The following is a 24,162-nucleotide window of genomic DNA, read 5'->3' as shown; positions in this document are numbered from 1 at the left end:
TTAATGCAGTATAAATTATTACTCTGTTCAAATTTGAATCATATATTATTGTTTTCTATTGGTTAAATATGCATTGTAGCTAAAATCATCTTCTAATTAAAAAAAGAGAAGAGCATATACTCTTCTCTAAAAAATATTAATATACTATTCATTATTTGGTCCTTCTTCTTCGTCTGTTCCTTCGCCATCATTCTCTTCATTTGAATTATCTTGGTCAGTTTTATCATCTTCACCTTGATTATCATCTTCATCCTGATTCTCTTCCTCATTGGAATCATCACGATTTGAACCGTCGTTGTCGTCACTGTCTTCTTGGAATTCACCTTTTATGACGGACTCAGAGGTAGATGATTCTAACCCAAAATAGTCGACGGCTTTCACATGATAAACGCCATCAATATTAGGAATAGAAAATTCCGTTTCTGTCGTACTACCTATTAATTCAAATTTGGCTTCAGGTTTAGTAGCACGGAAGATTCGATAGCCAACCACATCTTTACTGTTTGATTTTTTCCAAGAAAGAGTTGTACCTGATAAGTCAACAGAACTTGGCCTAGAAGGACTCTTACCATCATCCTCAACTTTAATCGTATCATCTGTACTTGGGATGCCTATTCTTTCCCATGCTGAACGATTGCTACTTGGGAACAATGATCGAATATCTTCTAACTCATTATAATCATTTCTTTCTAGAAACTCTGGATTAAAAGCAATTCCATCACCATCAACAAATTCCTCAGGTGTGTTTGCTCCAGCTACGACTCTATTTCCGTCTACTGTTACAAACGCCCCTCTAATGAGACTATCATCAACTTCATTTGGTATATAGTTTGAGTTAAATAGATCCGTTGTGATTAATCCTAGTTCGGAACATAATTCGGATGGAAGCATACCAGATATTGCACATACACTTCGTGACACGACACCACCAGGTTGTTCGAAACGATTGGAAGGTGCCATCAGATCAGGCCTTACTTCTGTTGCAGCATTAACTAATTCTGCCCATAGCAGTTGATTACGCTGACTGTTTGGTAATGCACATGAAGGGCAGTCTAATGAATATTGTGTATCATACCCGAGCCATGTACCAAAAGTAACATTTGGATTAGTTGCAATAAACCACAAATCATGATCATTGTCGGAAGTTCCCGTTTTACCAGCCCAATCGACATTATTATGTGTTAACCAACTACGTAAACGGGATGCAGTTCCATTATTGATAACACTACGCATCATATCTAATACTAAATAATTGGTTTGTTCTGAATAGACTTCAACTGGTTCTGGTGACTCATGCTGATAAACAATTTCGCCATCCGTTGTCGTAATCTTTTCAATCATATAACCATCAACAAATTTTCCATTATTACCATAAGTGGAAAATGCATTAATATTTTCTTCTATTTTTACTCCTTTAGACATAGCACCTAATGCAAGAGATAAAATGTCATAATCTTCTTCTGATAAAGTAGTGAATCCTAATTTCGGTAAATACTCTCTAGCTGGATCTTCTTCAACAATCATTGAATAGATTCTTGCTGTAGCTACGTTATAGGAATGTTGTAATGCTTGTCTTGCTGGTACAATTCCGTAGAAACGTCCCCTAGAATAGTTCTTAGGTGTCCAATCATCTCGCCCTGGGATTTTAAAAGTTGTTTCTACATCTGCCACAGGAGTTCCTGGTTGTATATATCCTTTTTCAATAGCTGGACCGTATACTAATAATGGCTTCATCGTACTACCATTATGCCTTACAGATTGAGTGGCATAGTTCCATTGATCTTCTAAACTGTATTCTCTACCACCAATGAATGCTAAAATTTTACCTGTTGAATTTTCAAATAACATTCCAGCTGTTTGAACCATTTCAGTTACGGTTTTTACTTCACCTGTTTCTTCATCAATGATAGGTTCACCTGTTTCAGGATGTTTTAAGGCGTATGTCCAATCAGGACCATAGTGCTCATAGTCTTTTACAACCTTTTGGAAAGCATCATAAATATCTTTATCAATCGTTGAATGAATTTGATAACCATTTTGTCTTAAATCACGGTCGGCTAACATTTGGTAATGAACCTTTAATTCATCATCTTCTTCTAGGTCTTCTGGAGAATACCCATCTTCTTCTGCCAATAGATTTCTAATAATTCTAGTTGCATTTCTTTCTAATTCATTCACTAGATATGGATACGTCTCTGAAGGCGAGTCTGTTTCAATAATAAAGTCCTTTGTAATATCATAGGCTAGAGCTTTTTGATATTCCCTCTCATTTATCTTTTCCATTTCTAACATTCGATTCAGAACGACTTTCATACGTGTAATACCAGGTTCAATACCTTCTTCTGATTTTAGTCCACCACCATCACCTAAACTCTTGAACGGAGTATAATAGGAAGGACTTTGTGGTAGTCCTGCCAAATAAGCTGCTTGTGCTAAATTTAATTCATTAGCTTCTACACCAAAAATCTCTTGAGAAGCTGTTTGAACACCAGCAATATTTCTACCAAGGGAATCTCTTCCGTAAGGTACAATATTAAGATAGGCTTCTAATATTTCATCTTTCTCAAAGAAACGCTCAAGTCTTAAAGCTAGTAGCATTTCTTTTGCTTTTCTCTCAAAAGAGACTTCATTTGTGAGGATCTGATTTTTAATTAACTGTTGAGTCAGTGTACTACCACCTGACTTCATTTCAGCATTCGTAAATTCTTGTAATAATGCTCGTACAATCGCTTTTGGAACGATTCCCTTATGTTCATTGAAGTATTCATCTTCAGTTGCGATTACTGCATCAATTAAGGTTTGGGAAATTTGGTCTAAAGAAGTTTCTTCACGGTGAAGGTCTGAGCGAATATCACCGATATAAATATTGTTCGCAAAATATAACTGAGATGTTTCTTCATAGTTATATATTGCCTTTTCCATACTATCGTAGGAACGGACTTCTTCGTCTTTAACTAAGGATGCAAAATAACCAGCACCGATACCTACTCCGACAAATAGTCCAATAGTGCCTAAAATGATAAAAAATAAAATAACATTCCACGATACATCATATGTAATTCGCAATATACGCTGTAGTTTTCCTGTTTTCCAAAAGGTAACGACTTTTTTACCAAATGATTGGAAGAATTGTTTAAAATCCACTATAATACCTCCTAATAATCCACATTTTATTATAGCATAAGCTCCATTTTAGGGGTATAATTATTATGAAATTAATTGCATTCTCCTGTATTTTATGGTATTTATTAAGAATGAAAAGTAAACATGAATGGCATTGAAGGATCGAAGTAGTATAGCAAATCCCTATTTAAGAGAACTAGTGGTTGGTGGAAACTAGTATATATTTGCATACGAATTACAGTCTGGAGCTATTTCTTTTTGGAAGTTATCTTTTTCAAAAAGAAACGGTGGCGACATCGTTAACAATACCAGAGTGGCAAAGGTTTTATTTTGCAACAAGGGTGGTACCGCGTGTTAAACTCGTCCCTTTTATATGATTAGGGAGCGGGTTTTTTTAGTGCTTAAAATCAAGGTTTGTAATACCAAACTTATCTAACAAAAAGGAGTGTTCGTATGGATATATTGCAAGATTTAGAAAAAAGAGGATTAATTCAGCAAACTACAGACAGGGAAGGGTTAGAAAAACACTTGAGTGAAAACCAAGTGACATTATACTGTGGTTTCGATCCAACTGCAGATAGTCTTCATATTGGGCATTTATTACCAATTACGATGCTAAAACGATTCCAACAAGCTGGCCATAAACCAATTGCATTAGTTGGTGGAGGAACTGGAATGATAGGGGATCCAAGTGGTCGCTCAACAGAGCGTTCTCTTAATACTACTGATGTTGTAAATGGATATAGCGCAAAATTAAAGCAACAAATTGAAAAGTTATTAGAAGTAGACTCAGATTCTAATGCCGTTACGGTTAGAAATAATCTAGAATGGCTTGGAGAAATGACTGTAATTGATTTCTTGCGTGATGCGGGGAAACACTTTGGTGTTAACTACATGCTAGCTAAAGAATCTGTATCAGCAAGAATTGAACAGGGGATTTCATTTACTGAATTTAGTTACATGATTCTTCAGTCATTAGATTTCCATAAGCTATATGAGAAAGAAAACTGTACATTACAAATTGGTGGAAGTGACCAATGGGGGAACATTACTGCTGGGATGGAATTGATTCGTCGTTCACGTGAAAACGAAGAAGAAGAGATAAAAGTATTTGGATTAACTGTTCCATTGATTACAAAAGCAGATGGTACGAAGTTTGGTAAGACAGCAGGTGGAGCAGTATGGTTAGATCCTGAAAAAACTTCACCATATGAATTTTACCAATTCTGGATCAATACAGATGATCGTGATGTAATGAAGTTCTTGCGTTATTTCACATTCCTTACTGAAGAAGAGTTAACTGAAATACAGAAGGAAGTGGATGATCGTCCTGAAAATCGTGTTGCTCAAAAACGTTTAGCAGAAGAAATGACAAGAACGGTTCATAGTCAAGCAGCCTTAGAACAAGCACAAAAAATCTCAGACTCATTATTTAGTGGTGATTTAAAACAGCTTTCTGCTGATGATATTGAACAGGGATTTAAAGACGTTCCAACATACCAAGCAGAAAATGTAGAAATTGGTTTGGTGGATTTATTAGTAAACGCAAAAATCTCTCCATCAAAACGTCAAGCTAGAGAAGATATACAAAATGGAGCCATCTATATTAATGGTGAGAGACAGCAAGATGTGCAATACACTGTGACCAAAGACGACCAAATTGAAGAGAAGTTCACAATTATCCGTCGTGGGAAGAAGAAATATTTCTTAATTCAATATTAAGCATAGCTGGTTCAAGGACTTCACACCTTGGACCAGTTTTTTTCTTTGTTCAAATGATTGTATATTCTTCAGAGATTATTATTTACAGCTAATTACCAATAAATTAAAGGTACACCGTGTATTTTGTCGAAATTTGACGAATGGATAATTCATTTATTTCTTAGACAATTTATTTCTGTTATTTGATGCTAAATACAATAATAACCTATTTGAGAGGAGATATCCCCTATGTTACGCTTTTAAAGTTGACAAAATGAAATCTACTATACTAATAGAATTTCAAACGATAGCTCATTTTTGGAATGAATAAAAATAGTAGAAATAATTACATCAGGAGTGACTTTAAATGGAATTACAGGCTAATCCACAATTACTATGGTTTATTGGGATATATGCTGTATTAATGATTGGCATTGGGATTTATATGTCAAAGAAAGTATCAAATAGTAAGGATTTTATTCTTGCAGGAAAAAGTTTAGGCCCACTAGTATTAATGGGGACCCTACTAGCTACTTGGACAGGTAGTGGAAGTATATCAGGTGGTGAAACGTCCGTTTCTTACAGTTTTGGAATTATTCCATCTTTCATGTTAATGATACCCACAATAGTTGGTATTCTAGTACTATATATCATAGCTCCAAAAATCAGGGCCTTTGGAAAGTATACAATCTCTGGTATTTTAGAAGCTAAATATGGTACTTCTGCTCGTAATCTAGCAAGTATTATAGTGATTCTAGCATATGTTGGTATTGTTTCATATCAAATGACAGGTCTTGGATTTATTTTAAACCTGACAACAGGAATGAGTGTTCAATTAGGTACGATTATTGCAGCTGTATTAATTATCTTTCTTGCAATGATTGGTGGACTTCGGTCCGTATCACAAACCGATGCGATTAGTGGTTTCTTGATGGTGGGGGGCCTACTAATTACGGTACCAATCATTATATCAGTCGCAGGTGGATGGGACTCAATTATTGCTAATGTTCCAGATTCACATACGACAGTGACTGGTGGATTAACTACAGTTCAACTAATTGGTTACTTATTACCATCATTATTCCTATTATTAAGTGACCAAAATATGTATCAAAGACTAGCAGCATCAAAAGGGGATAAGTCTTCCAAACGAGCAGCATTAAGTTGGCTATTAGTTATGCTATTAATTTCACCAGCAATATCTATCATTGCTTTTGCATCTCGTTCTATTTTTCCAGATATTGATCCCGGTATGGCATTAATGGCAACTACACTGGCACTACCACTAGGAGTAGGTGGGATACTACTTGCGGCAGCTGCAGCCTTTATTATTACAACGGGTAACTCTTATTTACTTTCTGCAGCAACGAATATGACGTATGATATATATGGGAAGTATATTAACAAAAATGCCACCGACAAAAAGCAAATGGTGATGACTAAGCTGTTTATTGTTATTTTAGGTGTGATATCATATCTATTAATTAGCTACTTCCCAACTGTCTTAGAAGTACAAATGTATTCTTATACCGTATATGGTGCAGGTATAACTCCAGCAATATTAGCTGTATTCTTCTGGAAACGTGTTACAAAGCTAGGCGGTATTACTTCAATGGTTGCAGGTGTTGTTACAACATTGGTATGGGAACTAGTGCTTAATACTCCATTTGACTTAAATAGTTCCGTAATATCGGTTCCAATTGCCATTATTGTTCTTATTGTAGTATCTCTTGCAACACAAAAGAAAAAATAAGGGGTGTTAAAGAATGAATGAACGTTTAAAAACACTAACAACTTGGTTGAATGATGAAAATGTCGATGTTGCCTTTATCAATTCAAAAGAAAATGTGTATTATCTATCAAATTTCTATACTGATCCACATGAACGTTTAATGGGGATATTTGTTTTTAAACAATCTGAGCCATTGTTCGTTTTACCGGCGATGGAAGTCAATCAATTGAAACGTGAAGGTTGGAAGCATGAGATTGTTGGGTATTCTGATCATGAAAATCCATGGGAGCTTATTCGTACAATTATCGAATCTAGGAAGTTGGATTTTGTTAATACAGTGACGCTAGAAAAAGAGATATTATCATACGGGCGTAGTGAGGCATTATTAAACCTATTCCCAGATGCAAAAGTGATATCTGTGGAAGATAAGTTAAATGAAATGCGTGTCGTAAAAAATGAAAGTGAAATAGAAGTTATTAAAAGAGCTACTGAAATGGCAGATTATGGCGTTCAGGTTGGTGTGGAAGCATTAACTGAAGGAATTACTGAAATGGAAGTTCTAGCAAAAATAGAGTTTGAACTTAAGAAAAAAGGTATTCGTGAAATGTCATTTTCCACGATGGTTCTGTTTGGAGAGAAATCCGGAGATCCACATGGAAATCCCGGAGACCGTAAACTAAAAGCAGGAGACATGGTGTTGTTTGATTTAGGGGTGGTCTTAGATGGGTATTGTTCCGATATTACTAGAACAGTAGCATTTAAATCAATTACTGAAGAACAGAGGGAAATTTACGATACTGTATTGAAAGCACAAATGGCTTCTCTAGAAGCTAGTAAACCTGGTACCAGAATTGGAGATCTAGATATTGCTGCTCGTGATGTGATAACTGAAGCAGGGTATGGTGAGTATTTCCCGCACCGCATTGGTCATGGAATGGGAATCAATGTACATGAATTTCCTTCAATGAGTCATCTAAATGATGGAACATTAAAAGAAGGTATGGTATATACAATCGAGCCGGGTATATACCTTCCAGATGTTGGTGGAGTTCGAATTGAAGATGATGTCCTAATTACGAAAGATGGGTATGAAACGTTAACTAAGTTTCCAAAAGAACTGCAAATAATTGATTAATATTAAAGGAATTAAAAATCCAGATGAAATTAGATTTTCATCTGGATTTTTTTGGATTAATTATTATAGAAAGTGGTGCTCGGTGCCCCGAAAGGAATCTTTTGTGATTAAAGTATGTAAAAAACCAGACTCCTATAAGGAATCTGGTTTTAAAAGTTAATCTATTAACGAGAGTAGAACTCAACGATAAGTTGTTCTGAAATTTCACCAGGAAGCTCAGAACGTTCTGGTAAGCGATTGAATGTACCTTCTAATTTGTTTTCATCAAATGTAAGATATTCAGGTACGAAGTTATTCGCTTCAATAGCTTCTTTAATAATGTCTAGGTTTTTAGACTTTTCACGTAAACCAATTGTTTGACCAGGTTTTACTAGGTAAGATGGAATATCAACGCGTGATCCATCAACTGTAATGTGGCCATGGTTTACAAGCTGACGAGCTTGTCTGCGTGTACGAGCAAGACCAAGACGATAAACAAGGTTATCAAGGCGAGAATCAAGAAGAATCATGAAGTTTTCACCATGAACACCTTTCATTTTACCAGCTCTATCAAATAGAGTACGGAATTGACGTTCGTTTAATCCATACATAAAGCGTAGTTTTTGTTTCTCTTGTAATTGTAAACCATACTCAGAGATTTTTCTGCGTTGGTTTGCTCCATGTTGCCCAGGAGCGTATGGGCGTTTATCTAGCTCTTTGCCAGTTCCAGTTAATGAAATGCCAAGACGACGTGATTTTTTCCAAATAGGACCAGTATATCGTGCCATAGGACATTTCCTCCTTTTATTTTATTTGCATAAAATAAAAACAACCGTGATCTTTTCGTTGTCCATTTTGTTTTCATGTACCATCGCTCCAGCAGCAGAGAGTTACACGATACACCTCATACTTTGAGGAACAAAATGGGGGCAAGCGACGAGTCACATAGGCTACCTAATTATTTTACACAAGGAATAGTATATAAGTTTTTTAATGTGAAGTCAATGTTTTTCTTAGAAATAGATAAATATCGTTTAAATCAGAAGGAAAGTGAATATAAAAGAATTTTGAAAAGTTTCCATACTTAATAGGAAATCTGTGACTTTTGCTATATAATAGGTAATATATTACTATTTTTGCGAAATTGATTTTAATTAGATTCTTTATACTTAAAATATTTGATGTTTTAATATCACTCATACCTGATGGTTATAGTCTACCATAGATATGGGATAAACGAATAATAGGTGATATATTATGGAAGAATTAAGTACCATGATAAAAATTAAATATTATGAATTAATGACAAATGTTAATACATTTAATAGTAATGAAAAATTCTATTCTGGTTTAGTGAAACTATTACTAGATGTCGTTCCATGTAAAACAATAGGCCTATATAGATATCAAACTGGATCAAATTATTTTACATTAGAAACAGCAACTGGTGATGTAGATACGACGTCATTACTTCGGAGTATTATTGATAAACAAAGTTTTTATACGATGACAATTAATAATAGTCATGTACAATTTCCTGTGAATCAATGTGATGTACTTCAAATAGAAGATAATGAAATACATCCCCTTATCATCCCGTTGCAGCCAAAAAAGGGAGCTATAGGATTTTTGTGTTTTTTGTTTAATAATAATGTGAAAACCCCTCCCGTAAATATAATGAAAGTAATTAAAATAGAAACTGAAAGAGTAATATATAGTACTTATGACAGGTATCGAATGGAGACAACGATTGAGAAAAATCGTTTTTTGTATGAACTTGTCTTAAAATTTGCCTCTGCAAGAGATAATAATGAGATTCTCACAGAAATAATAAAATCGATAAGACGAGTGTATCCTGACTTTTCATACTATTTATTACTCTCGCAAGATTATGATGCCGATCCAAGATTACCGGTAAAATTGTTAGAGTTTAGTGATGATGATACAAAACGTGTCAGTACGGAAGCGTTTATTAGTGGTGAGTTACAAATCGAGAATAGGTACAATGAACAAAACACTAGCCTTTTTGCCCCGTTAACAGGTGAACAGGGTGTATACGGAGTATTAGAAATAATAACACCGGTAGTTATGGAGTTTTCAGATGATGAGATTGCCTTCATTGAAAATTTTGTACAAGCAGCTGGAAAGGCTATCGAAAGAACAACTCTATATCAAGAATCAAAGCATCTAGTGAAAGATTTAAAGCTTATTAATGATACCTCACATCAATTAAATTCAAATCTACAACTAACAGAAATTACGCATTTAGTTAAAAATAAAGTAATTGATGCATGCCAACCATCCGAAATTGCTTTTTTATATTCTAGTGGAAATAAAGAAGCTGGAATTGACTTTTTATCTGGAACGACAGATTTCTTTAATACACGTGATGGTAGGAATTTAGGAGTAGATTTATTTGAAAAGACACTCGAAACGAGAGAGTCTACATTTTCTGGAGAATTTACTTGGGAGAATCCTGTGGCTTATAAATCAGTCATGGTTATCCCGATGGAACATGCAGAAATAATCCATGGAGTTGTTATCATTCTACATGAGAAGACTTATGCTTTTTCATTTAATAGTTATAAATTATTACAGTCACTTATTCGACATTCTACTTTAGCAGTATTAAATACAATTTTAAAAGAACAATTAGAAAGAGCTGTTTCTACAGATTATTTAACACAGTTGTTCTCAAGGAATTATTTAGATGAACAAATTCGTAAACATATGAATTCGGGAGAAATGGGAACACTTATTTTATTTGATATCGATGATTTTAAAATAGTCAATGATACACATGGGCACTATGTTGGGGATGAAGTGATTAAACAAGTAGCTAATATTATATTGATGAACATTAATGATGCTGATGTAGGAGCAAGATGGGGTGGAGAAGAACTAGCAGTTTACCTTCCTGATAGTGATATAAATGCAGGTGTAAATTTGGCTGGTGTTATTCGGAAACAGATAGAGAGTTTTACTGAACCTGCAGTGACAGTTTCCGCTGGTGTGTCTACTTGGAAGAGTGTAGATAATGATACAGCAAAAGATTTCTTTATTCGAGCAGATAAAGCGCTGTATGATGCGAAAAGCTTTGGCAAAAACTGTGTATTTAAAATTGCCTATGGTGAAAAAGCAGAAATGCAGCAATTTTAATCCTAAAAAAAGAGGTTGCCCCACATGAGGCGACCTCTATATTTTTAAATAAATTTAACTAGTGCATCCACAAATTTCTCCAAATAGGTTTGATCCACTTCATCGAACCTGTTTAATGAAGGGCTATCAATGTCTAACACCCCAAATATTTCATCTTCTTTTACAATTGGAACTACAATTTCAGATTGGCTAGCACTGTCACAAGCAATATGCCCTGGGAAATGATGGACATTTTCGATTCGCATCGTTATTTGTTCCTTTACTGCTGTCCCACATACACCTTTTCCATATGGAATGCGAATACATGCAGGTAAACCTTGGAATGGCCCAAGTACTAGTTCGTCATTCTTCCAAATATAAAAACCAACCCAGTTTACATCTTCCAAAAATTGATTTAACAAGGCAGAGGCATTCGATAAATTGGCAACCGTATCGTTTTCCCCTTCTAATAAAGAATTTAATTGTTTAAGCAAGAGTTCATAATCTTTTACTTTATCACCAGAATAGCTCGTCGTTTGAAACATCGTATAACTTCCCTTCTATATGAAAAAATTGTCGACATAAAATTGCAGGAATTAGGCCGTCTGTGTCGTATTTAATAATATGAGTACGGTTATGGTTTAAATCCATGTTAAGGAGTTGATAGCAATGAAATCCAATACATCTAAGCAAAGAGTAATCGATGCAGCATTATCTTTGTTCTATCAAAAAGGTTTTCATGGAACTTCTGTGCGTGATATTGCCACCAAAGCATCTGTGAATCTTTCTTTGATCAGTTATTATTTCAAAGGAAAACAAGGACTGTTAGAATATGCCGTTACTCGATATTATGAAGACTATCTAGAAACCATTGAAGAAACAATACAAGAATATGAAACTGAAAAACCAGTAGAAAAATTAAAAAAATTAATAACTAGTATTATACAATATAAACATAAGAACTACCAAATCTCGTGTTTTATCCATCGTGAACTATCCATTGATTCCGTATTCGTAAGAGAGGTATCGGTTACTTATCTAGCAAAGGAAAACCATTTATTAAAAAGTATTCTCACAGAAACGATGGAACAACATGAGAGCCTCAAGCTTAATCACCACTTCTTATTTATGCAGTTAAAAGGAATGCTTATAACTCCATACCTTCTTCAACATGAATGGAAAAGTTATACTTCTAATGATTATTCACATCAGAAATTTATCAAAAATTACGTAAAAGTGATTCATAAATGGATAGATTTTATTTTTGAACAAGCAAAAGAAAAAACAACTACATGATGGTTCGATTTGAAATAAAAGTCAATTTTAGAATTGGTGACTTTAGGTTGTTTTAGTGATTTCAATATGCTTTATTTAATAAAATAGAAGGATAAAAGAAAAAAATCGTATAATTCGTCATTTTTTTCTTTTTTTTTAGCCAAAATGCGCTATTACATGGTATCATAATAACTACATAAATTATTAATTTGTATTTTGAATATATAGAGACCTCTTTAAGGGAGTTAGGGGGCATATTGCATGGAGTACTTTATAGGAATTTTATTAGCTATTATTGTAATTATTATTGTAGGTTTGATTTTGCGTAAACGTGTATATGATGAGGTGGATCGTCAAGAAGGTTGGAAAATGGATATTATGAACCGTAACATAACCTCCCAACTTTCAAGAATAAAGAAGCTTAATCTTTCAGGAGAAACGCAAGAAAAGTTTGAATCGTGGAAAGAGCGTTGGGAATTAATTTTATCAAAGGAACTTCCAGACATCGAAGAATACCTGTTTGATGCAGAGGAAGCAGCAGATCGTTATCGTTTTCCGACAGCTAAGAAGACGCTTCGTAAATCAGATCAAGTTTTGCACTCCATTGAAAAAGATATTGAAAAGATTTTGTTAGAACTAGAAGAATTAATGGAATCAGAAGAATCTAGTCGAAAAGAAATCGAGCATATCCAACCAACGATAAAAGAGTTACGAAAACAACTTTCGCAAAATCGTTTCCAATATGGTAAAGCTGAAGTTCGTTTTGAAGTTGAACTAGATGAACTTGACGAAAGTCTACATAAGTATCATGAATTAGTGAATTCTGGTAATTACTTAGAAGGAAAGACCCTTGTAGATACGATTAAAGAAGAATTGTCTAGTATAGAAACCGTAATCCAAGAATTTCCTGCTGTTTATAAAGCTTTTAAACAGGAACTTCCATCACAGATTGACGATTTATACAATGGCATCAAGGAAATGAAGGAAGATGGATATCGTGTTGAGCATTTAGGATTTGAAAAAGAAATTCATAATTATCAACAGCGTATTTTAGACTTTGTAAATGACTTGGAAAAAGGGGAAACATCAGAAGCTAAAGTATTCAAGGAAGAGTTAGATGAAAGAATCCAAGAGATGTATCAACTCCTTGAAAAAGAAGCCATCGCTAAAAATTTCATGGAAACACAAATTCCTAGCTATCAAGAATCACTTGATGAAATAGCAGCGTCCTTTAATAATACGAAAACAGATGTAGAAGAATTGAAAAAAACGTATTATTTTGATGACCAGGACATGGAAAAATATTTATCATTGGAGCAGAGTATTGCTCAATTGCATAAACAATTTGAAGAAATATTGAATGAGCTAGAGGATAGTGATCGTACACATACCGAACTAAGAGAAAAACTTGAAGTCGGTTTTGAACAGCTAGACGCTTTAAAGGAAAAACACGATGATTTCAAACTGAGTGTATACAACCTACGAAAAGATGAAATTGAAGCCAAGGAAAAACTTTCAGATATGAGAGACCAGTTGCAGCAGGTTCATCGTAAAGTAAAGAAAAGTAACATCCCAGGTGTACCTGAGTATATTTGGAAATTATCGAATGATGCTACCGAGAAAAACAAACAAGTATTAGAGTCATTAGATAAGCATCCACTGGATATAGCTGGTGTTCAACGTGCATTATCTGAAGCACAAGATACTTTAAATCAATTAGTAGAACAAACTGATGATATGTTGGAACAAGCTCAGTTAACAGAACAAGTTATCCAATATGCGAATCGATACCGTAGCAAATATCCAATATTGGCTGCTAAACTATCTGAATCTGAAAGCTTATTCCGTTCCTATGAATATGAATTGGCTTTAGAGACAGCAGTTAAAGCATTAAAAGAAGTAGATCCTAATGCGTTGGAATATATTGAGGAAAATCGAATGATTATTCATTAATAATAGTGTATAATAGTTACACGTAAACAGGGCTGCCTAAGAAAAGGGTTAAATCTTTTCTTATGACAGCCCTCTGTTTTGTGAAATTACTAAACATATTGATATAAATGTTCTAATAGGGGGTAATTTTATGATCTATTTAGATAATAGTGCAACTACTAAACCCCATCCAGATGTATTAGCTAGTTTTCAGCAGGTATCGGATAAGTTTTTCGCCAACCCCTCCTCTATACATCAACTAGGAGGTCAAACAGAGAAATTACTATTGAAAGCGAAACAACAAGCAGCCGAATTGCTAAAAGTGAAAGAGGAAGAAGTAATTTTTACATCAGGTGGTACAGAAGGAAATAATATCGCTATAAAAGGTATTGCACTCGAGCATCAGAATAGAGGGAAGCACATCATCACGACAGAAATTGAACACCCTTCTGTATATGAAGCTTGTGAAAGTTTAAAACAACTAGGCTTTGACATTACATTTTTACCCGTTAATCAAGATGGTGTTGTTTCTGTAGAAGATGTACGTAATGCAATACGAAAAGATACCATTCTTATAAGTGTGATGCATATCAATAATGAAATAGGCTCAATACAACCAATACAGGAGATTGGAGAAATAGCCAAGGCGCATCCGAAAATTTTCTTCCATGTTGATTATGTTCAAGGATTAGGAAAAATACCATTACAATTAAATAATAGTGGAATCGATCTTTGTACAATGTCTGGGCATAAAATTCATGGACTTAAGGGCACTGGGATTCTATATATTAAAAGTGGTACCAAATTATTTCCATTATTCCATGGGGGAGAACAAGAGCGCAAAATACGATCTGGTACTGAAAATGTAGCTGGCGTTGTAGCGATGGTAAAAGCACTTCGTATTATTAAGAAACGTGAACTAGATGAAATAAATCATGTTCATTCATTAAACAAATATCTTCGCGATAACTTAAGTGACTTTCCATTAGTAGAAATTAATTCTCCTAGCAATAACGCACCACATATAATGAATTTTTCACTTCCGGGTATTAAACCTGAAGTTATGATTCATATGTTAGGGGAGGAAGGTATTTATATATCTACAAAATCAGCGTGTTCATCGAAATTAGCTGATGAAAGTAGAATTATTGCTGCCTGTGGCTTTTCAAAAGAGCGCGCAACTTCCGCTTTACGAGTAAGTTTATCGTATGATAATACAATAGAAGAAATTGATGTCTTTTTGGATAAGCTAAGAAAAGGCATTGATCAATTAAAAGAAATCTTATAATGGAGTAGATAACGATGCAATACGATCATATATTAATCCGTTACGGGGAAATTGCTTTAAAAGGAAAGAACCGTAAAAAATTTATTGGAAAACTACAAGAAAATATCCGTCATAAATTAAAGGAATTTCCTGATGTTTCGGTCAAACGTACTCAAGGAAGAATGTTTGTCTTATTAAATGGCCATGATCCCCATGCCATTATTAATAAGGTTAAAAACATTTTTGGAATTCATAGCATCAGTTTAGCGATAAAAATTCCAAATGAATTAGAAGAAATTAAACAAGCAGCTTTATTTGCTCTTGAGAATGGGGAAAATGTAAAAACATTTAAAGTTTCCGTGAAACGTATTAATAAAGTGTTCCCGGTTCGCTCACAAGACTTAAATCAAGTTCTTGGAGGTCATTTGTTAAGTAATACAGAAGGGTATATAGTTGATGTTCATCATCCTGATCTAGAAATTAAAGTTGAAATCCGAAATGAAGCAACCTATATTACGTCTAGTGTGATACGTGGAGCAGGAGGTTTACCTGTAGGAACTTCTGGAAAATCATTGTTGCTTCTTTCAGGCGGAATTGATAGTCCTGTAGCTGGTTATTTAGCAATGAAACGTGGAGTTGAAATTGAAGCAATCCACTTTGAATCACCACCATTTACGAGTGAGCGTGCAAAGCAAAAGGTTTTAGATTTAGCAGAAAAATTAACAAGCTATGGGGCGAAAATTAACATTCACATTGTACCTTTTACAAAATTACAGCAACGTATTTTTCAAGAAACACCTGATGGATACGGTATGACGGTAATGCGACGTATGATGTTAAGAATTAGTGAACGTGTCTGTCAAAAAGAAGGAATTCTTTCGTTAGCAACTGGAGAGAATTTAGGTCAAGTTGCCAGTCAAACGATGCATAGTATGAATGCGATAAATGAAGTTACCAACTATCCTATCATTCGTCCTTTAATAACAATGGATAAAGATGAGATTATTGAAATATCAAAGCAAATTGATACGTACGATATCTCAATCAGACCATATGAGGATTGCTGTACGATTTTTGTACCAAAGGCACCGAAGACAAAACCAAAGCGTGATCGTGTAAATTATTTTGAGTCTAAATTTGATTATGAAGAATTAATTGAAGAAGCAGTACAAGGAATTGAAGTAGTACAAGTATCTGATGAGAAGCAGGTTGAAGATGCTTTTTCTGACCTACTGTAATTTTTAGATAATGTAACCAACACTTACCAATAAAATAAGTGAATGAATCATCTCCAAACGACACATTATAAGTGTACCAAGGAGGTGATATACCATGGCAAACAACAATAACTCAAATCAATTGGTAGTCCCTGGTGCACAACAAGCTTTAGATCAAATGAAGTATGAGATCGCATCAGAATTTGGTGTACAACTTGGTGCTGATACTACTTCTCGAGCTAACGGTTCTGTTGGTGGAGAAATTACAAAACGTCTTGTACAAATGGCTGAACAACAGTTCGGTGGAACACAAGGTTAATAAAAATAAAATATGATGGCTAAGGACTACTCCATTCGGGGTAGTCCTTTCTTCTTTCAAAGATGTCTAGCTTCGAGCGCAAAGCGGGTGCTCTGCGCTTTTCCTAATTACAAAAACGTTCTTTTTACTCGATTCCAATACGAATTATTTTTCAATTTAACGGTTTTGATTACTTTATCACTTAATCTAATTGTTAAATCCTTAATATTTTGTATGGAGTATGCTTCATTATCTAACCCAACTATAGGATAATCATTTCCGTCTTGTACTACTTCTAATTGCAGTGTGCGCTCTTTTCCTAAAATAAAAGAACTCCCTAATGTACGGTACCGATTGTTATTTAATGAGGCCAGTTCTGATACTTGCATACTAGGTAATAACGGATCGACGATTGCCCCACTAACTGATTTATTATAACCTGTGCTTCCTGTTGGCGTTGCAACAATTAAACCGTCTCCACGAAAAGTCTCAAAATGCTCTTGATCAATAAGAACATCAATAACAATAGACTTAATAATGGAAGAACGAATGCTTACTTCATTGAGGCAATAAAAAGAGTTATCTCCATTGATTAACACTTCAACCATAGGGAAACGTCTTACCTCTAATTCTTCATGCTGCATCGTATGTAACATTTCTTTAAAATTATCTAAATTAAAGTCACAATATAAACCTGATTCATTATCCTTAGTAATTCCCACATATAGACAGTCTTGACGAAATCCTGTATTTCGTACGGCTTGTAGGAATGCACCATCCCCACCAACACTAAATATAATATTAGCTTCTTTTGCATTTTCAACGAGTGTAAAGTTATTATCCTCAGCCAGCTTTATTAAAGGTTGTAATTTATCTTCTAAATCACGGTAATGTTGATAAAAGAAGATATTTTTTCGGTTTGACACTGATTTTTCCTCCATTCTTATCATGCTATCTGTAATTTTATCATTTCCAGTCTGATTATCCTAATTACGTAGAGGAATTATTAGAGGCTATTTTTTCTATTTTCACGGGATAAATTTGGTAAATTGTAGCAAACTATTGTAATGATATGAATGGAGTGGTTTTTGTGGTATGGATGATTATTGGTCTTATATTATTCCTTCTACTATTCATTATTGTCATGTCAAAAGTAAACTTAATATTGCATTATTCGTATAACAACCATATCCATTGCATTAGTGTAGCTATTAGATTGTATGGGATTCAGCTTCTTTCTATTGAAAGAAAGTATGAAAATAATAGGGAAAAGGATTGGTTGGATACTTTAATGGAGATAGATATTCAGGAAGAAGTGCAGTCCTTTCAAACAGATTTGAAAACATTCAAACATTGGATGAAACAAGGAACGAAGCTATTTAAGGAAGCAATGCAACAAATTAATATTAAAAAACTTGACTGGAAAACAGCAATTGGAACTGGCGATGCTAGTTCAACAGGCATTGTAACAGGGAGCTTATGGATGGTCAAAGGTACGATAATCGGGGCCTTGCATGAAATAACTAACCTAAATAAACAACCCTCAATCGAAATGATACCTAACTTTCAACAGAAACTCTTGCAGTCTAAGATTGATTGCATTGTATCGATTCGAATAGGAAAAGCTATATATATGTTTTTAAAAGTTATGCGAAATTTCCCAGTGAAAAAAGAAGCATATATTTAAAATTGTCAGAAGGAGGATCAACATGGAAGAACATCCGATTCAAGGATTAATGACCACCGCAATGGAGAATTTAAAAGATATGGTGGAGGTCAATACGATAATAGGAGATGCCATTGAATCTCCTGATGGTAGTGTGATTATTCCGGTTTCCAAATTAGGATTTGGCTTTGCTGCTGGTGGGAGTGAATTTGTTTCTAGTAATTCTCAAGGTAGTGAAGATGGTGGAAGTATGCCATTTGGTGGTGGTAGTGGTGGAGGAGTTTCCATCACACCTGTTGCTTTTTTAATCGTTAGTCCAAAAGGGATTAAAATGGTTCATTTAGACGAGAACACACATATTTATGAGAAAATGATTGATTTTGCTCCTAAGGCAGTTGAAAAAATACAGCAATTATTGAAAGAATCAAGTAGTGGTGGAGATAAGAAAAGCAAAGACAAATCTAAAGAAGGTAAGGAAGATAAAGAAGATAAAAAAGGCAAAAAATCTCGTAAAAAACGAAGTAAAGAAGAAGAACCTGAAGATGAAGAGTCTGAAGAAGAAGATGACGAAATGGAATATGATATTTAATAGGCCTTTTACTAGACATGATTCCTTATCTTACGCATAATGATAGGTGAAATCTAATTTGGGAGGAATGGATATTATGGCAAACGTAACATTCCATCAAGAACCAGTCACATTAATTGGGTCAGAGATAAAAGTCGGTGATCAAGCACCTAATTTTACTGTATTAAATAATGATTTGAAAGAAGTAAGCCTAGATGATTATAAAGGAAAAGTTAAACTAATTAGTGTTGTACCGTCACTTGACACAGGTGTTTGTTCATTACAGACTAAAAAATTTAATGATGAAGCAAGTAAGGTAGACGCACAGGTGTTGACTGTAAGTATGGACTTGCCTTTTGCACAGAAACGCTGGCTAGAAGCAAATAATGTAAGTAACCTCATAACACTGTCCGATCACCGTGAAGGAAATTTTGGTGAAAAATATGGAGTACTCATTAAAGAGCTACGACTCTTGGCACGATCCATCTTTGTTGTGGACTCCAATGATAAAGTTACATATGTAGAATATGTAAGCGAGGTTTCCGAGCATCCAGACTATGACAAAGCATTAGAAGCAGCGAAACAGGCTAAATAATAACGGGTAAAATCTCTCTCCATATAAGGGGAGGGATTTTATTATTGCAAAACTGTTATACTAAATTATAAAAATCTGTATCAATTTTTTGTACAGATGTGTCCTTGTTTGGTACAATAGATACGCTCTAAAGAACGGAGGATTTGAAGTTATGGAGAAAACAAAGGTAGAAACACTTTTTGAATGGTTGGATTCAACAACAATGATTATAGAGCAACATGAGAATGAAACATATTTGGAAAGCTTAGTTATATGCTTGGAGACACTTTTTTATAATAGTCCAGAAGAAACAATGGATGATATTTTATCCCATAAACTAGAGACGGCCCTAGGAAAAGTTGATATAAGTTCCTATAAATCAGATGAGATACGCAAGGCAATTCAATTTGCGATATTAAAAGGAATGAAGGATACAACCCAGCAGCAACATTTACTAACACCAGAATCTGTTGGTTTACTCGTTGGTTATTTAGCAGAAAAGCTTACAAAAGACGTTAAGGAATTACGTGTGTTTGATCCCGCTAGTGGTACAGCTAATCTATTAACAACGGTTATGGGGCATATCGATAAACCAATGGAAACTTTTGCGAGCGAAGTAGATCCAACGTTAATCCAGTTAGCAGTAATTAGTGCCAATATACAACAACGGAAAATTGAATTCTTTCATCAAGATAGCTTAAGACCATTTTTAATGGACCCAGTAGATCTAGTTGTATCAGATTTACCAGTTGGTTATTATCCAGATGATATCCGCGCTAAAAATTTTCAATTAAAAGCAGATGAAGGCCATTCTTATGCCCATCATTTATTCATTGAGCAAAGCATGAATTATACAAAGGAAGCTGGATATTTAATATTTGTCGTTCCAAACTTTTTATTCGATAGTGACCAATCGGATAAGTTACATGCTTACATACAAGAATATGGACATATAATAGGAATGTTACAACTACCGGATAGCATTTTTAAATCTGAAAAACAAGCGAAAAGTATTCTTATATTGCAGAAGAAAGGAGAAAATACTTCTGCACCGAAACAACCATTACTTGTACAGCTTCCATCTTTAAAAAACACAAAAGCGATGGAAGATATTCTAGCACAAATGAATAATTGGTTTGCGTCATACAAAAATTAACATCATTAGGAGTTGAATCATCATGAGTAATGTATTAGCGATCAACGCAGGTAGTTCATCATTAAAATTTCAATTAATTCAAATGCCAGAAGAAGAAGTGAAAGCAGTTGGACTAGTCGAAAGAATTGGCATAAACGATTCGATTTTTACAATAGAAGTTAATGGAGAAAAAGACAAAGTAGTCGCCGATATCCCTGATCATGAAGTTGCAGTAAAACAGTTGCTTGAAAAATTAACAGGATCAGGAGTTATACAATCATTAAATGAAATTGATGCAGTAGGCCACCGTATCGTTCATGGTGGAGAAAAGTTCCCCGATTCTGTAAAGATTACAGATGAAGTCATTAAAGAAATTGAAGCTATTTCTGATTTAGCACCATTGCATAACCCTGCTAACTTAACTGGTATTCGTGCATTCCGTGAAGTGTTACCAAACGTTCCAATGGTGGCTGTATTTGATACTGCATTCCATCAAACGATGCCAGAAAAATCATATTTATACAGCTTGCCATATGAATATTATGAAAAATATGGTATACGTAAATATGGGTTCCACGGGACAAGTCATAAATACGTATCGCAGCGTGCTTCAGATCTATTAGGTATTCCTTTAGAGCAGTTACGTTTAATCTCTTGTCACCTTGGTAACGGTGCGAGTATCGCTGCCATTGAAGGAGGAAAATCAATTGATACTTCAATGGGATTCACTCCTTTAGCCGGTGTAACGATGGGAACTCGTTCCGGAAATATTGACCCTGCTTTAATTCCTTATATTATGGAGAAAACAGGTAAAACTGCAGATGAAGTTTTAAATGTGTTAAACAAAGAGAGTGGAATGCTAGCATTATCAGGTTTTTCTAGTGACTTACGTGATATCGAAGAAAAAGCAAATGAAGATAAACGTGCAGAACTAGCACTAGATGTATTTGCAGGTCGTATTCACAAATATATCGGTTCTTATGCAGCTCGTATGTCAGGAGTAGATGCAATAATCTTTACAGCTGGCGTTGGAGAAAATAGTATTAGCATCCGTGAAAGAGTCTTAACTGGATTAGAATTCATGGGAATATATTGGGACCCTAAATTGAATGAAACACGTGGAAAAGAAGCATTCATCAATTACCCACACTCACCAGTTAAAGTGATCGTCATACCAACTAACGAAGAAGTCATGATTGCAAGAGATACCGTACGATTATCGTAATTATATTAGCTTTGGACTAGCTATAGATGCTGGTTCAAGGCTTTTTTGTTGTATGCAGTTTATGAATTGTGATTATCGATGCCGGAAGCGTGGGGAAAGGGAAGTCTCCGGTAATCGAGAGAGGTTGTCGATGCCGGAAGCGTGGGGAAAGGGAAGTCTCCGGTAATCGAGAGAGGTTGTCGATGCCGGAAGCGGAGAGAAAAGAGTTTCTCCGGTAATCGAGAAGGCCCATCGATGCCGGAAGCGGAGGTAAAAAGAAGTCTAGGGTAACCGAGAAGGCCCATCGATGCCGGAAGCGGAGAGAAAAGAGAGTCTAGGGTAATCGAGAAGGCCCATCGATGCCGGAAGCGAAGGGAAAAGAGAGTCTCCGGTAATCGAGAGAGGTTGTCGATGCCGGAAGCGAAGGGAAAAGAGAGTCTAGGGTAATCGAGAAGGCCCATCGATGCCGGAAGCGGAGAGAAAAGAGGGTCTAAGGTAATCGAAAGGGTTTCTCGATGCCGGAAGCGGAGAGAAAAGCGAGTCTAGGGTAATCGAGAAGGCTCATCGATGCCGGAAGCGGAGAGAAAAGAGAGTCTAAGGTAATCGAGAAGGCCCATCGATGCCGGAAGCGAAGGTAAAAAAGAGTCTCCGGTAATCGAGAGAAGCTATCAATGCCCATAGCTGAAGAAAAAGTGAACTTAGAGTAACAGATGAAAGTCGAAAGCTCTAGACTGACTGTTAAATGCAAACTATGCTACATTAGAAAAAAAGAATATTTAAAGAGGAGGAAAAGTATGGCTGTTCATGAGCATAAAGCAAAAACGGTTTCTGCTCGCTGCATGATAATCACAATTAGTGATACGAGAACGGAAGCAAGTGATAAAAGTGGTAAGTTGATGCAGGAGTTCTTGGAACAAGAAGGACACCAAGTGATTGCTAAAGAAATTATCCCTGATGAAATTGATGACATAAAAGAGCAAATTGAAATTGGTTGTAAGGACCCGGAAATCGATGTTATTTTAACGAATGGTGGAACTGGGATTGCGCCAAGAGATGTGACGGTCGAGACAGTACAATCGATACTTGAAAAGGAAATACCGGGATTTGGAGAAATATTTCGTATGTTAAGTTATCAAGAGGATATTGGTTCAGCAGCTATTTTATCTCGTGCTATTGCAGGGGTGAGAGAATCGACGGCAATATTTTCGACACCTGGATCAAGTGGTGCGGTTCGATTAGCAATGAACAAGCTTATTTTGCCAGAATTATCTCACGTCGTTAGAGAAATAAAGAAATTATAAAAAGGCTGTCCATTAGAACAGCCTTTTCAAGGGATTGAGGTATTTCTGAACAAGTATTATCTGATTACAAGTACGTCACAAGTAGCATAACGAGTAATGCTCTCAGACACACTTCCAATAAGGAAACGTTCTACGGCATTCATCCCTGTTGCACCACAAATAATTAAGTCCGCATCAAAGTTATTTGCAATATCTTTTGCGATTTTTACTTTAGGTGACCCATACTCAATACAGCGTACAACGTCATCGACACCTGCTTCTTTAGCAGTTTTAACATAATTATCAACTAACTCTTGTGCGTATTTTTCAGCACGCTCGCCTAATGTACGATCGTAGGCTTCTGCCGTTGCGAACGTTCTTGAATCAACTACGTGAGCAAGTATTAATCTTGCGTTATTACGCTTCGTAATTGTCAATGCCTTTTTATATGCCTTCTCAGATGCTTCTGAACCATCAATAGCGACTACAATATTTTTGTATTCAAATTCCATATGGCCTCTCCCCTTCCGAACAACTGTATCTTACACTTATATTATACTATAAAAACGTTTACAATTGGAAAAAGTTACAGGAACAATGTGACGTTTTTTTGTACAAACTAAAATAGAATCCCATTCTTAATTTCGTTCACTTTCAATGGGGTTTAAAAAATTACCATTATTGTTTTGGTATTTACTGGAGGTGTATCCCTTGGCTAAAAAAGATACAAAAAAGTTAGTTGAAGATCATAAAGGTGTTGCTGCAGTTCAGAACCAATTATTTGAAAGTTATCAAAGTGGAGTGGTAGAAGACCGTCTGCATAATAACCGTGACATCTGGACGTATAATAACCGAAAAAATTAAAAACTTTAGAAACAGAAGTTTTGCACAGTCCAATGAAAGTTGGGCTGTGTTTTTAATAGGGAGTAAAAGGTAGT

General features: G+C 35.2%; 21 protein-coding genes and 1 other annotated feature. Of the genes, 16 read left to right on the top strand and 5 right to left on the bottom strand.

All coding sequences use genetic code 11. From position 1 onward, the window contains the following. Window positions 1–144 precede the first annotated feature (144 nt). Window positions 145–3,144 carry a transglycosylase domain-containing protein gene (locus BUB12_RS04365; RefSeq protein ID WP_072888432.1) on the bottom strand — a complete coding sequence of 1,000 codons (3,000 nt, stop codon included), beginning with the start codon at window positions 3,142–3,144 and terminating at the stop codon, window positions 145–147. 124 nt (window positions 3,145–3,268) lie between these two features. Continuing rightward, window positions 3,269–3,494, top strand: a binding site (T-box leader). Between the two features lie 82 nt (window positions 3,495–3,576). Between BUB12_RS04365 and tyrS the strand changes: the two genes are divergently transcribed. The 3 genes from tyrS to BUB12_RS04350 all read left to right on the top strand — a co-directional run bounded on the left by tyrS (window position 3,577) and on the right by BUB12_RS04350 (window position 7,691). Next, window positions 3,577–4,845 carry a tyrosine--tRNA ligase gene (gene tyrS / locus BUB12_RS04360; RefSeq protein WP_072888430.1) on the top strand — a complete coding sequence of 423 codons (1,269 nt, stop codon included), beginning with the start codon at window positions 3,577–3,579 and terminating at the stop codon, window positions 4,843–4,845. Window positions 4,846–5,191: 346 nt separating this feature from the next. Continuing rightward, window positions 5,192–6,577 carry a sodium:solute symporter family protein gene (locus BUB12_RS04355; protein ID WP_072888428.1) on the top strand — a complete coding sequence of 462 codons (1,386 nt, stop codon included), beginning with the start codon at window positions 5,192–5,194 and terminating at the stop codon, window positions 6,575–6,577. 13 nt (window positions 6,578–6,590) lie between these two features. Then, window positions 6,591–7,691, top strand: a complete 1,101-nt coding sequence (locus tag BUB12_RS04350; protein WP_072888426.1) for a M24 family metallopeptidase — start codon at window positions 6,591–6,593, stop codon at window positions 7,689–7,691. 164 nt (window positions 7,692–7,855) lie between these two features. On the opposite strand, the gene rpsD is transcribed toward BUB12_RS04350, so the two are convergent. Beyond that, complete coding sequence (gene rpsD, locus BUB12_RS04345; RefSeq protein WP_072888424.1) at window positions 7,856–8,458, bottom strand: 30S ribosomal protein S4; 603 nt, start codon at window positions 8,456–8,458, stop codon at window positions 7,856–7,858. Window positions 8,459–8,927: 469 nt separating this feature from the next. On the opposite strand from rpsD, the gene BUB12_RS04340 reads away from it, so the two are divergent. Continuing rightward, window positions 8,928–10,829 carry a sensor domain-containing diguanylate cyclase gene (locus tag BUB12_RS04340; protein ID WP_072888422.1) on the top strand — a complete coding sequence of 634 codons (1,902 nt, stop codon included), beginning with the start codon at window positions 8,928–8,930 and terminating at the stop codon, window positions 10,827–10,829. A gap of 44 nt (window positions 10,830–10,873) precedes the next feature. Here BUB12_RS04340 and BUB12_RS04335 read toward each other — a convergent pair whose 3' ends face one another. After that, entirely contained in the window at window positions 10,874–11,353 is a 480-nt protein-coding gene (locus BUB12_RS04335) for a GAF domain-containing protein (protein ID WP_072888420.1), read from the bottom strand. A 124-nt stretch (window positions 11,354–11,477) separates the two neighbouring features. Between BUB12_RS04335 and refZ the strand changes: the two genes are divergently transcribed. The 5 genes from refZ to BUB12_RS04310 all read left to right on the top strand — a co-directional run bounded on the left by refZ (window position 11,478) and on the right by BUB12_RS04310 (window position 16,818). Further along, window positions 11,478–12,104, top strand: a complete 627-nt coding sequence (refZ, locus tag BUB12_RS04330; protein ID WP_084063214.1) for a forespore capture DNA-binding protein RefZ — start codon at window positions 11,478–11,480, stop codon at window positions 12,102–12,104. Between the two features lie 240 nt (window positions 12,105–12,344). Then, window positions 12,345–14,036 (top strand): septation ring formation regulator EzrA, encoded by a 1,692-nt coding sequence (gene ezrA, locus BUB12_RS04325; RefSeq protein ID WP_072888418.1) that lies wholly within the window; start codon window positions 12,345–12,347, stop codon window positions 14,034–14,036. 130 nt (window positions 14,037–14,166) lie between these two features. Then, a complete protein-coding gene (locus BUB12_RS04320; RefSeq protein ID WP_072888416.1) occupies window positions 14,167–15,303 on the top strand; it encodes a cysteine desulfurase family protein in 1,137 nt (378 codons plus the stop codon). A 14-nt stretch (window positions 15,304–15,317) separates the two neighbouring features. Further along, a complete protein-coding gene (thiI, locus tag BUB12_RS04315; RefSeq protein ID WP_072888414.1) occupies window positions 15,318–16,520 on the top strand; it encodes a tRNA uracil 4-sulfurtransferase ThiI in 1,203 nt (400 codons plus the stop codon). 94 nt (window positions 16,521–16,614) lie between these two features. Continuing rightward, window positions 16,615–16,818: an alpha/beta-type small acid-soluble spore protein gene (locus BUB12_RS04310; RefSeq protein ID WP_072888412.1), complete on the top strand. Its 204-nt coding sequence runs from the start codon at window positions 16,615–16,617 to the stop codon at window positions 16,816–16,818. Window positions 16,819–16,925: 107 nt separating this feature from the next. On the opposite strand, the gene BUB12_RS04305 is transcribed toward BUB12_RS04310, so the two are convergent. After that, a complete protein-coding gene (locus BUB12_RS04305; RefSeq protein WP_072888410.1) occupies window positions 16,926–17,723 on the bottom strand; it encodes an NAD kinase in 798 nt (265 codons plus the stop codon). 173 nt (window positions 17,724–17,896) lie between these two features. Here BUB12_RS04305 and BUB12_RS04300 point away from each other — a divergent pair, with 173 nt between their 5' ends. The 6 genes from BUB12_RS04300 to BUB12_RS04275 all read left to right on the top strand — a co-directional run bounded on the left by BUB12_RS04300 (window position 17,897) and on the right by BUB12_RS04275 (window position 23,245). Beyond that, the gene (locus BUB12_RS04300; RefSeq protein WP_234982567.1) at window positions 17,897–18,484 is read left to right on the top strand and encodes a DUF2953 domain-containing protein; all 588 of its coding nucleotides are present in this window, start codon (window positions 17,897–17,899) and stop codon (window positions 18,482–18,484) included. A 22-nt stretch (window positions 18,485–18,506) separates the two neighbouring features. Continuing rightward, entirely contained in the window at window positions 18,507–19,052 is a 546-nt protein-coding gene (gene ytfJ / locus BUB12_RS04295) for a GerW family sporulation protein (RefSeq protein ID WP_072888406.1), read from the top strand. Between the two features lie 76 nt (window positions 19,053–19,128). Continuing rightward, window positions 19,129–19,626: a thiol peroxidase gene (gene tpx, locus BUB12_RS04290; RefSeq protein ID WP_072888405.1), complete on the top strand. Its 498-nt coding sequence runs from the start codon at window positions 19,129–19,131 to the stop codon at window positions 19,624–19,626. 151 nt (window positions 19,627–19,777) lie between these two features. After that, the gene (locus tag BUB12_RS04285) at window positions 19,778–20,761 is read left to right on the top strand and encodes a class I SAM-dependent methyltransferase (RefSeq protein WP_072888403.1); all 984 of its coding nucleotides are present in this window, start codon (window positions 19,778–19,780) and stop codon (window positions 20,759–20,761) included. Window positions 20,762–20,783: 22 nt separating this feature from the next. After that, window positions 20,784–21,965, top strand: coding sequence for an acetate kinase (locus BUB12_RS04280; RefSeq protein WP_072888401.1), 1,182 nt, complete (start codon window positions 20,784–20,786; stop codon window positions 21,963–21,965). 773 nt (window positions 21,966–22,738) lie between these two features. Then, entirely contained in the window at window positions 22,739–23,245 is a 507-nt protein-coding gene (locus BUB12_RS04275) for a MogA/MoaB family molybdenum cofactor biosynthesis protein (protein ID WP_072888400.1), read from the top strand. A gap of 56 nt (window positions 23,246–23,301) precedes the next feature. Here BUB12_RS04275 and BUB12_RS04270 read toward each other — a convergent pair whose 3' ends face one another. Then, complete coding sequence (locus tag BUB12_RS04270) at window positions 23,302–23,736, bottom strand: universal stress protein (RefSeq protein ID WP_072888398.1); 435 nt, start codon at window positions 23,734–23,736, stop codon at window positions 23,302–23,304. A 199-nt stretch (window positions 23,737–23,935) separates the two neighbouring features. Between BUB12_RS04270 and BUB12_RS17815 the strand changes: the two genes are divergently transcribed. Next, the gene (locus BUB12_RS17815) at window positions 23,936–24,088 is read left to right on the top strand and encodes a hypothetical protein (protein WP_200801018.1); all 153 of its coding nucleotides are present in this window, start codon (window positions 23,936–23,938) and stop codon (window positions 24,086–24,088) included. Window positions 24,089–24,162 lie beyond the last annotated feature (74 nt).

Source organism: Ornithinibacillus halophilus (assembly GCF_900129485.1).
In the GTDB taxonomy this organism is placed as follows: Bacteria; Bacillota; Bacilli; order Bacillales; family Amphibacillaceae; genus Ornithinibacillus; species Ornithinibacillus halophilus.
Note: the sequence above shows the minus strand (reverse complement) of the source record. Positions and strands in the feature narration are given on the sequence as shown.

Coding starts and splice junctions, on each gene's coding strand:
- tyrS (WP_072888430.1), top strand. CDS start 3,577: ATGGATATATTGCAAGATTTAGAAAAAAGAGGATTAATTCAGCAAACT.
- BUB12_RS04355 (WP_072888428.1), top strand. CDS start 5,192: ATGGAATTACAGGCTAATCCACAATTACTATGGTTTATTGGGATATAT.
- BUB12_RS04350 (WP_072888426.1), top strand. CDS start 6,591: ATGAATGAACGTTTAAAAACACTAACAACTTGGTTGAATGATGAAAAT.
- rpsD (WP_072888424.1), bottom strand. CDS start 8,458: ATGGCACGATATACTGGTCCTATTTGGAAAAAATCACGTCGTCTTGGC.
- BUB12_RS04340 (WP_072888422.1), top strand. CDS start 8,928: ATGGAAGAATTAAGTACCATGATAAAAATTAAATATTATGAATTAATG.
- BUB12_RS04335 (WP_072888420.1), bottom strand. CDS start 11,353: ATGTTTCAAACGACGAGCTATTCTGGTGATAAAGTAAAAGATTATGAA.
- refZ (WP_084063214.1), top strand. CDS start 11,478: ATGAAATCCAATACATCTAAGCAAAGAGTAATCGATGCAGCATTATCT.
- ezrA (WP_072888418.1), top strand. CDS start 12,345: ATGGAGTACTTTATAGGAATTTTATTAGCTATTATTGTAATTATTATT.
- BUB12_RS04320 (WP_072888416.1), top strand. CDS start 14,167: ATGATCTATTTAGATAATAGTGCAACTACTAAACCCCATCCAGATGTA.
- thiI (WP_072888414.1), top strand. CDS start 15,318: ATGCAATACGATCATATATTAATCCGTTACGGGGAAATTGCTTTAAAA.
- BUB12_RS04310 (WP_072888412.1), top strand. CDS start 16,615: ATGGCAAACAACAATAACTCAAATCAATTGGTAGTCCCTGGTGCACAA.
- BUB12_RS04300 (WP_234982567.1), top strand. CDS start 17,897: ATGATTATTGGTCTTATATTATTCCTTCTACTATTCATTATTGTCATG.
- ytfJ (WP_072888406.1), top strand. CDS start 18,507: ATGGAAGAACATCCGATTCAAGGATTAATGACCACCGCAATGGAGAAT.
- tpx (WP_072888405.1), top strand. CDS start 19,129: ATGGCAAACGTAACATTCCATCAAGAACCAGTCACATTAATTGGGTCA.
- BUB12_RS04285 (WP_072888403.1), top strand. CDS start 19,778: ATGGAGAAAACAAAGGTAGAAACACTTTTTGAATGGTTGGATTCAACA.
- BUB12_RS04280 (WP_072888401.1), top strand. CDS start 20,784: ATGAGTAATGTATTAGCGATCAACGCAGGTAGTTCATCATTAAAATTT.
- BUB12_RS04275 (WP_072888400.1), top strand. CDS start 22,739: ATGGCTGTTCATGAGCATAAAGCAAAAACGGTTTCTGCTCGCTGCATG.
- BUB12_RS04270 (WP_072888398.1), bottom strand. CDS start 23,736: ATGGAATTTGAATACAAAAATATTGTAGTCGCTATTGATGGTTCAGAA.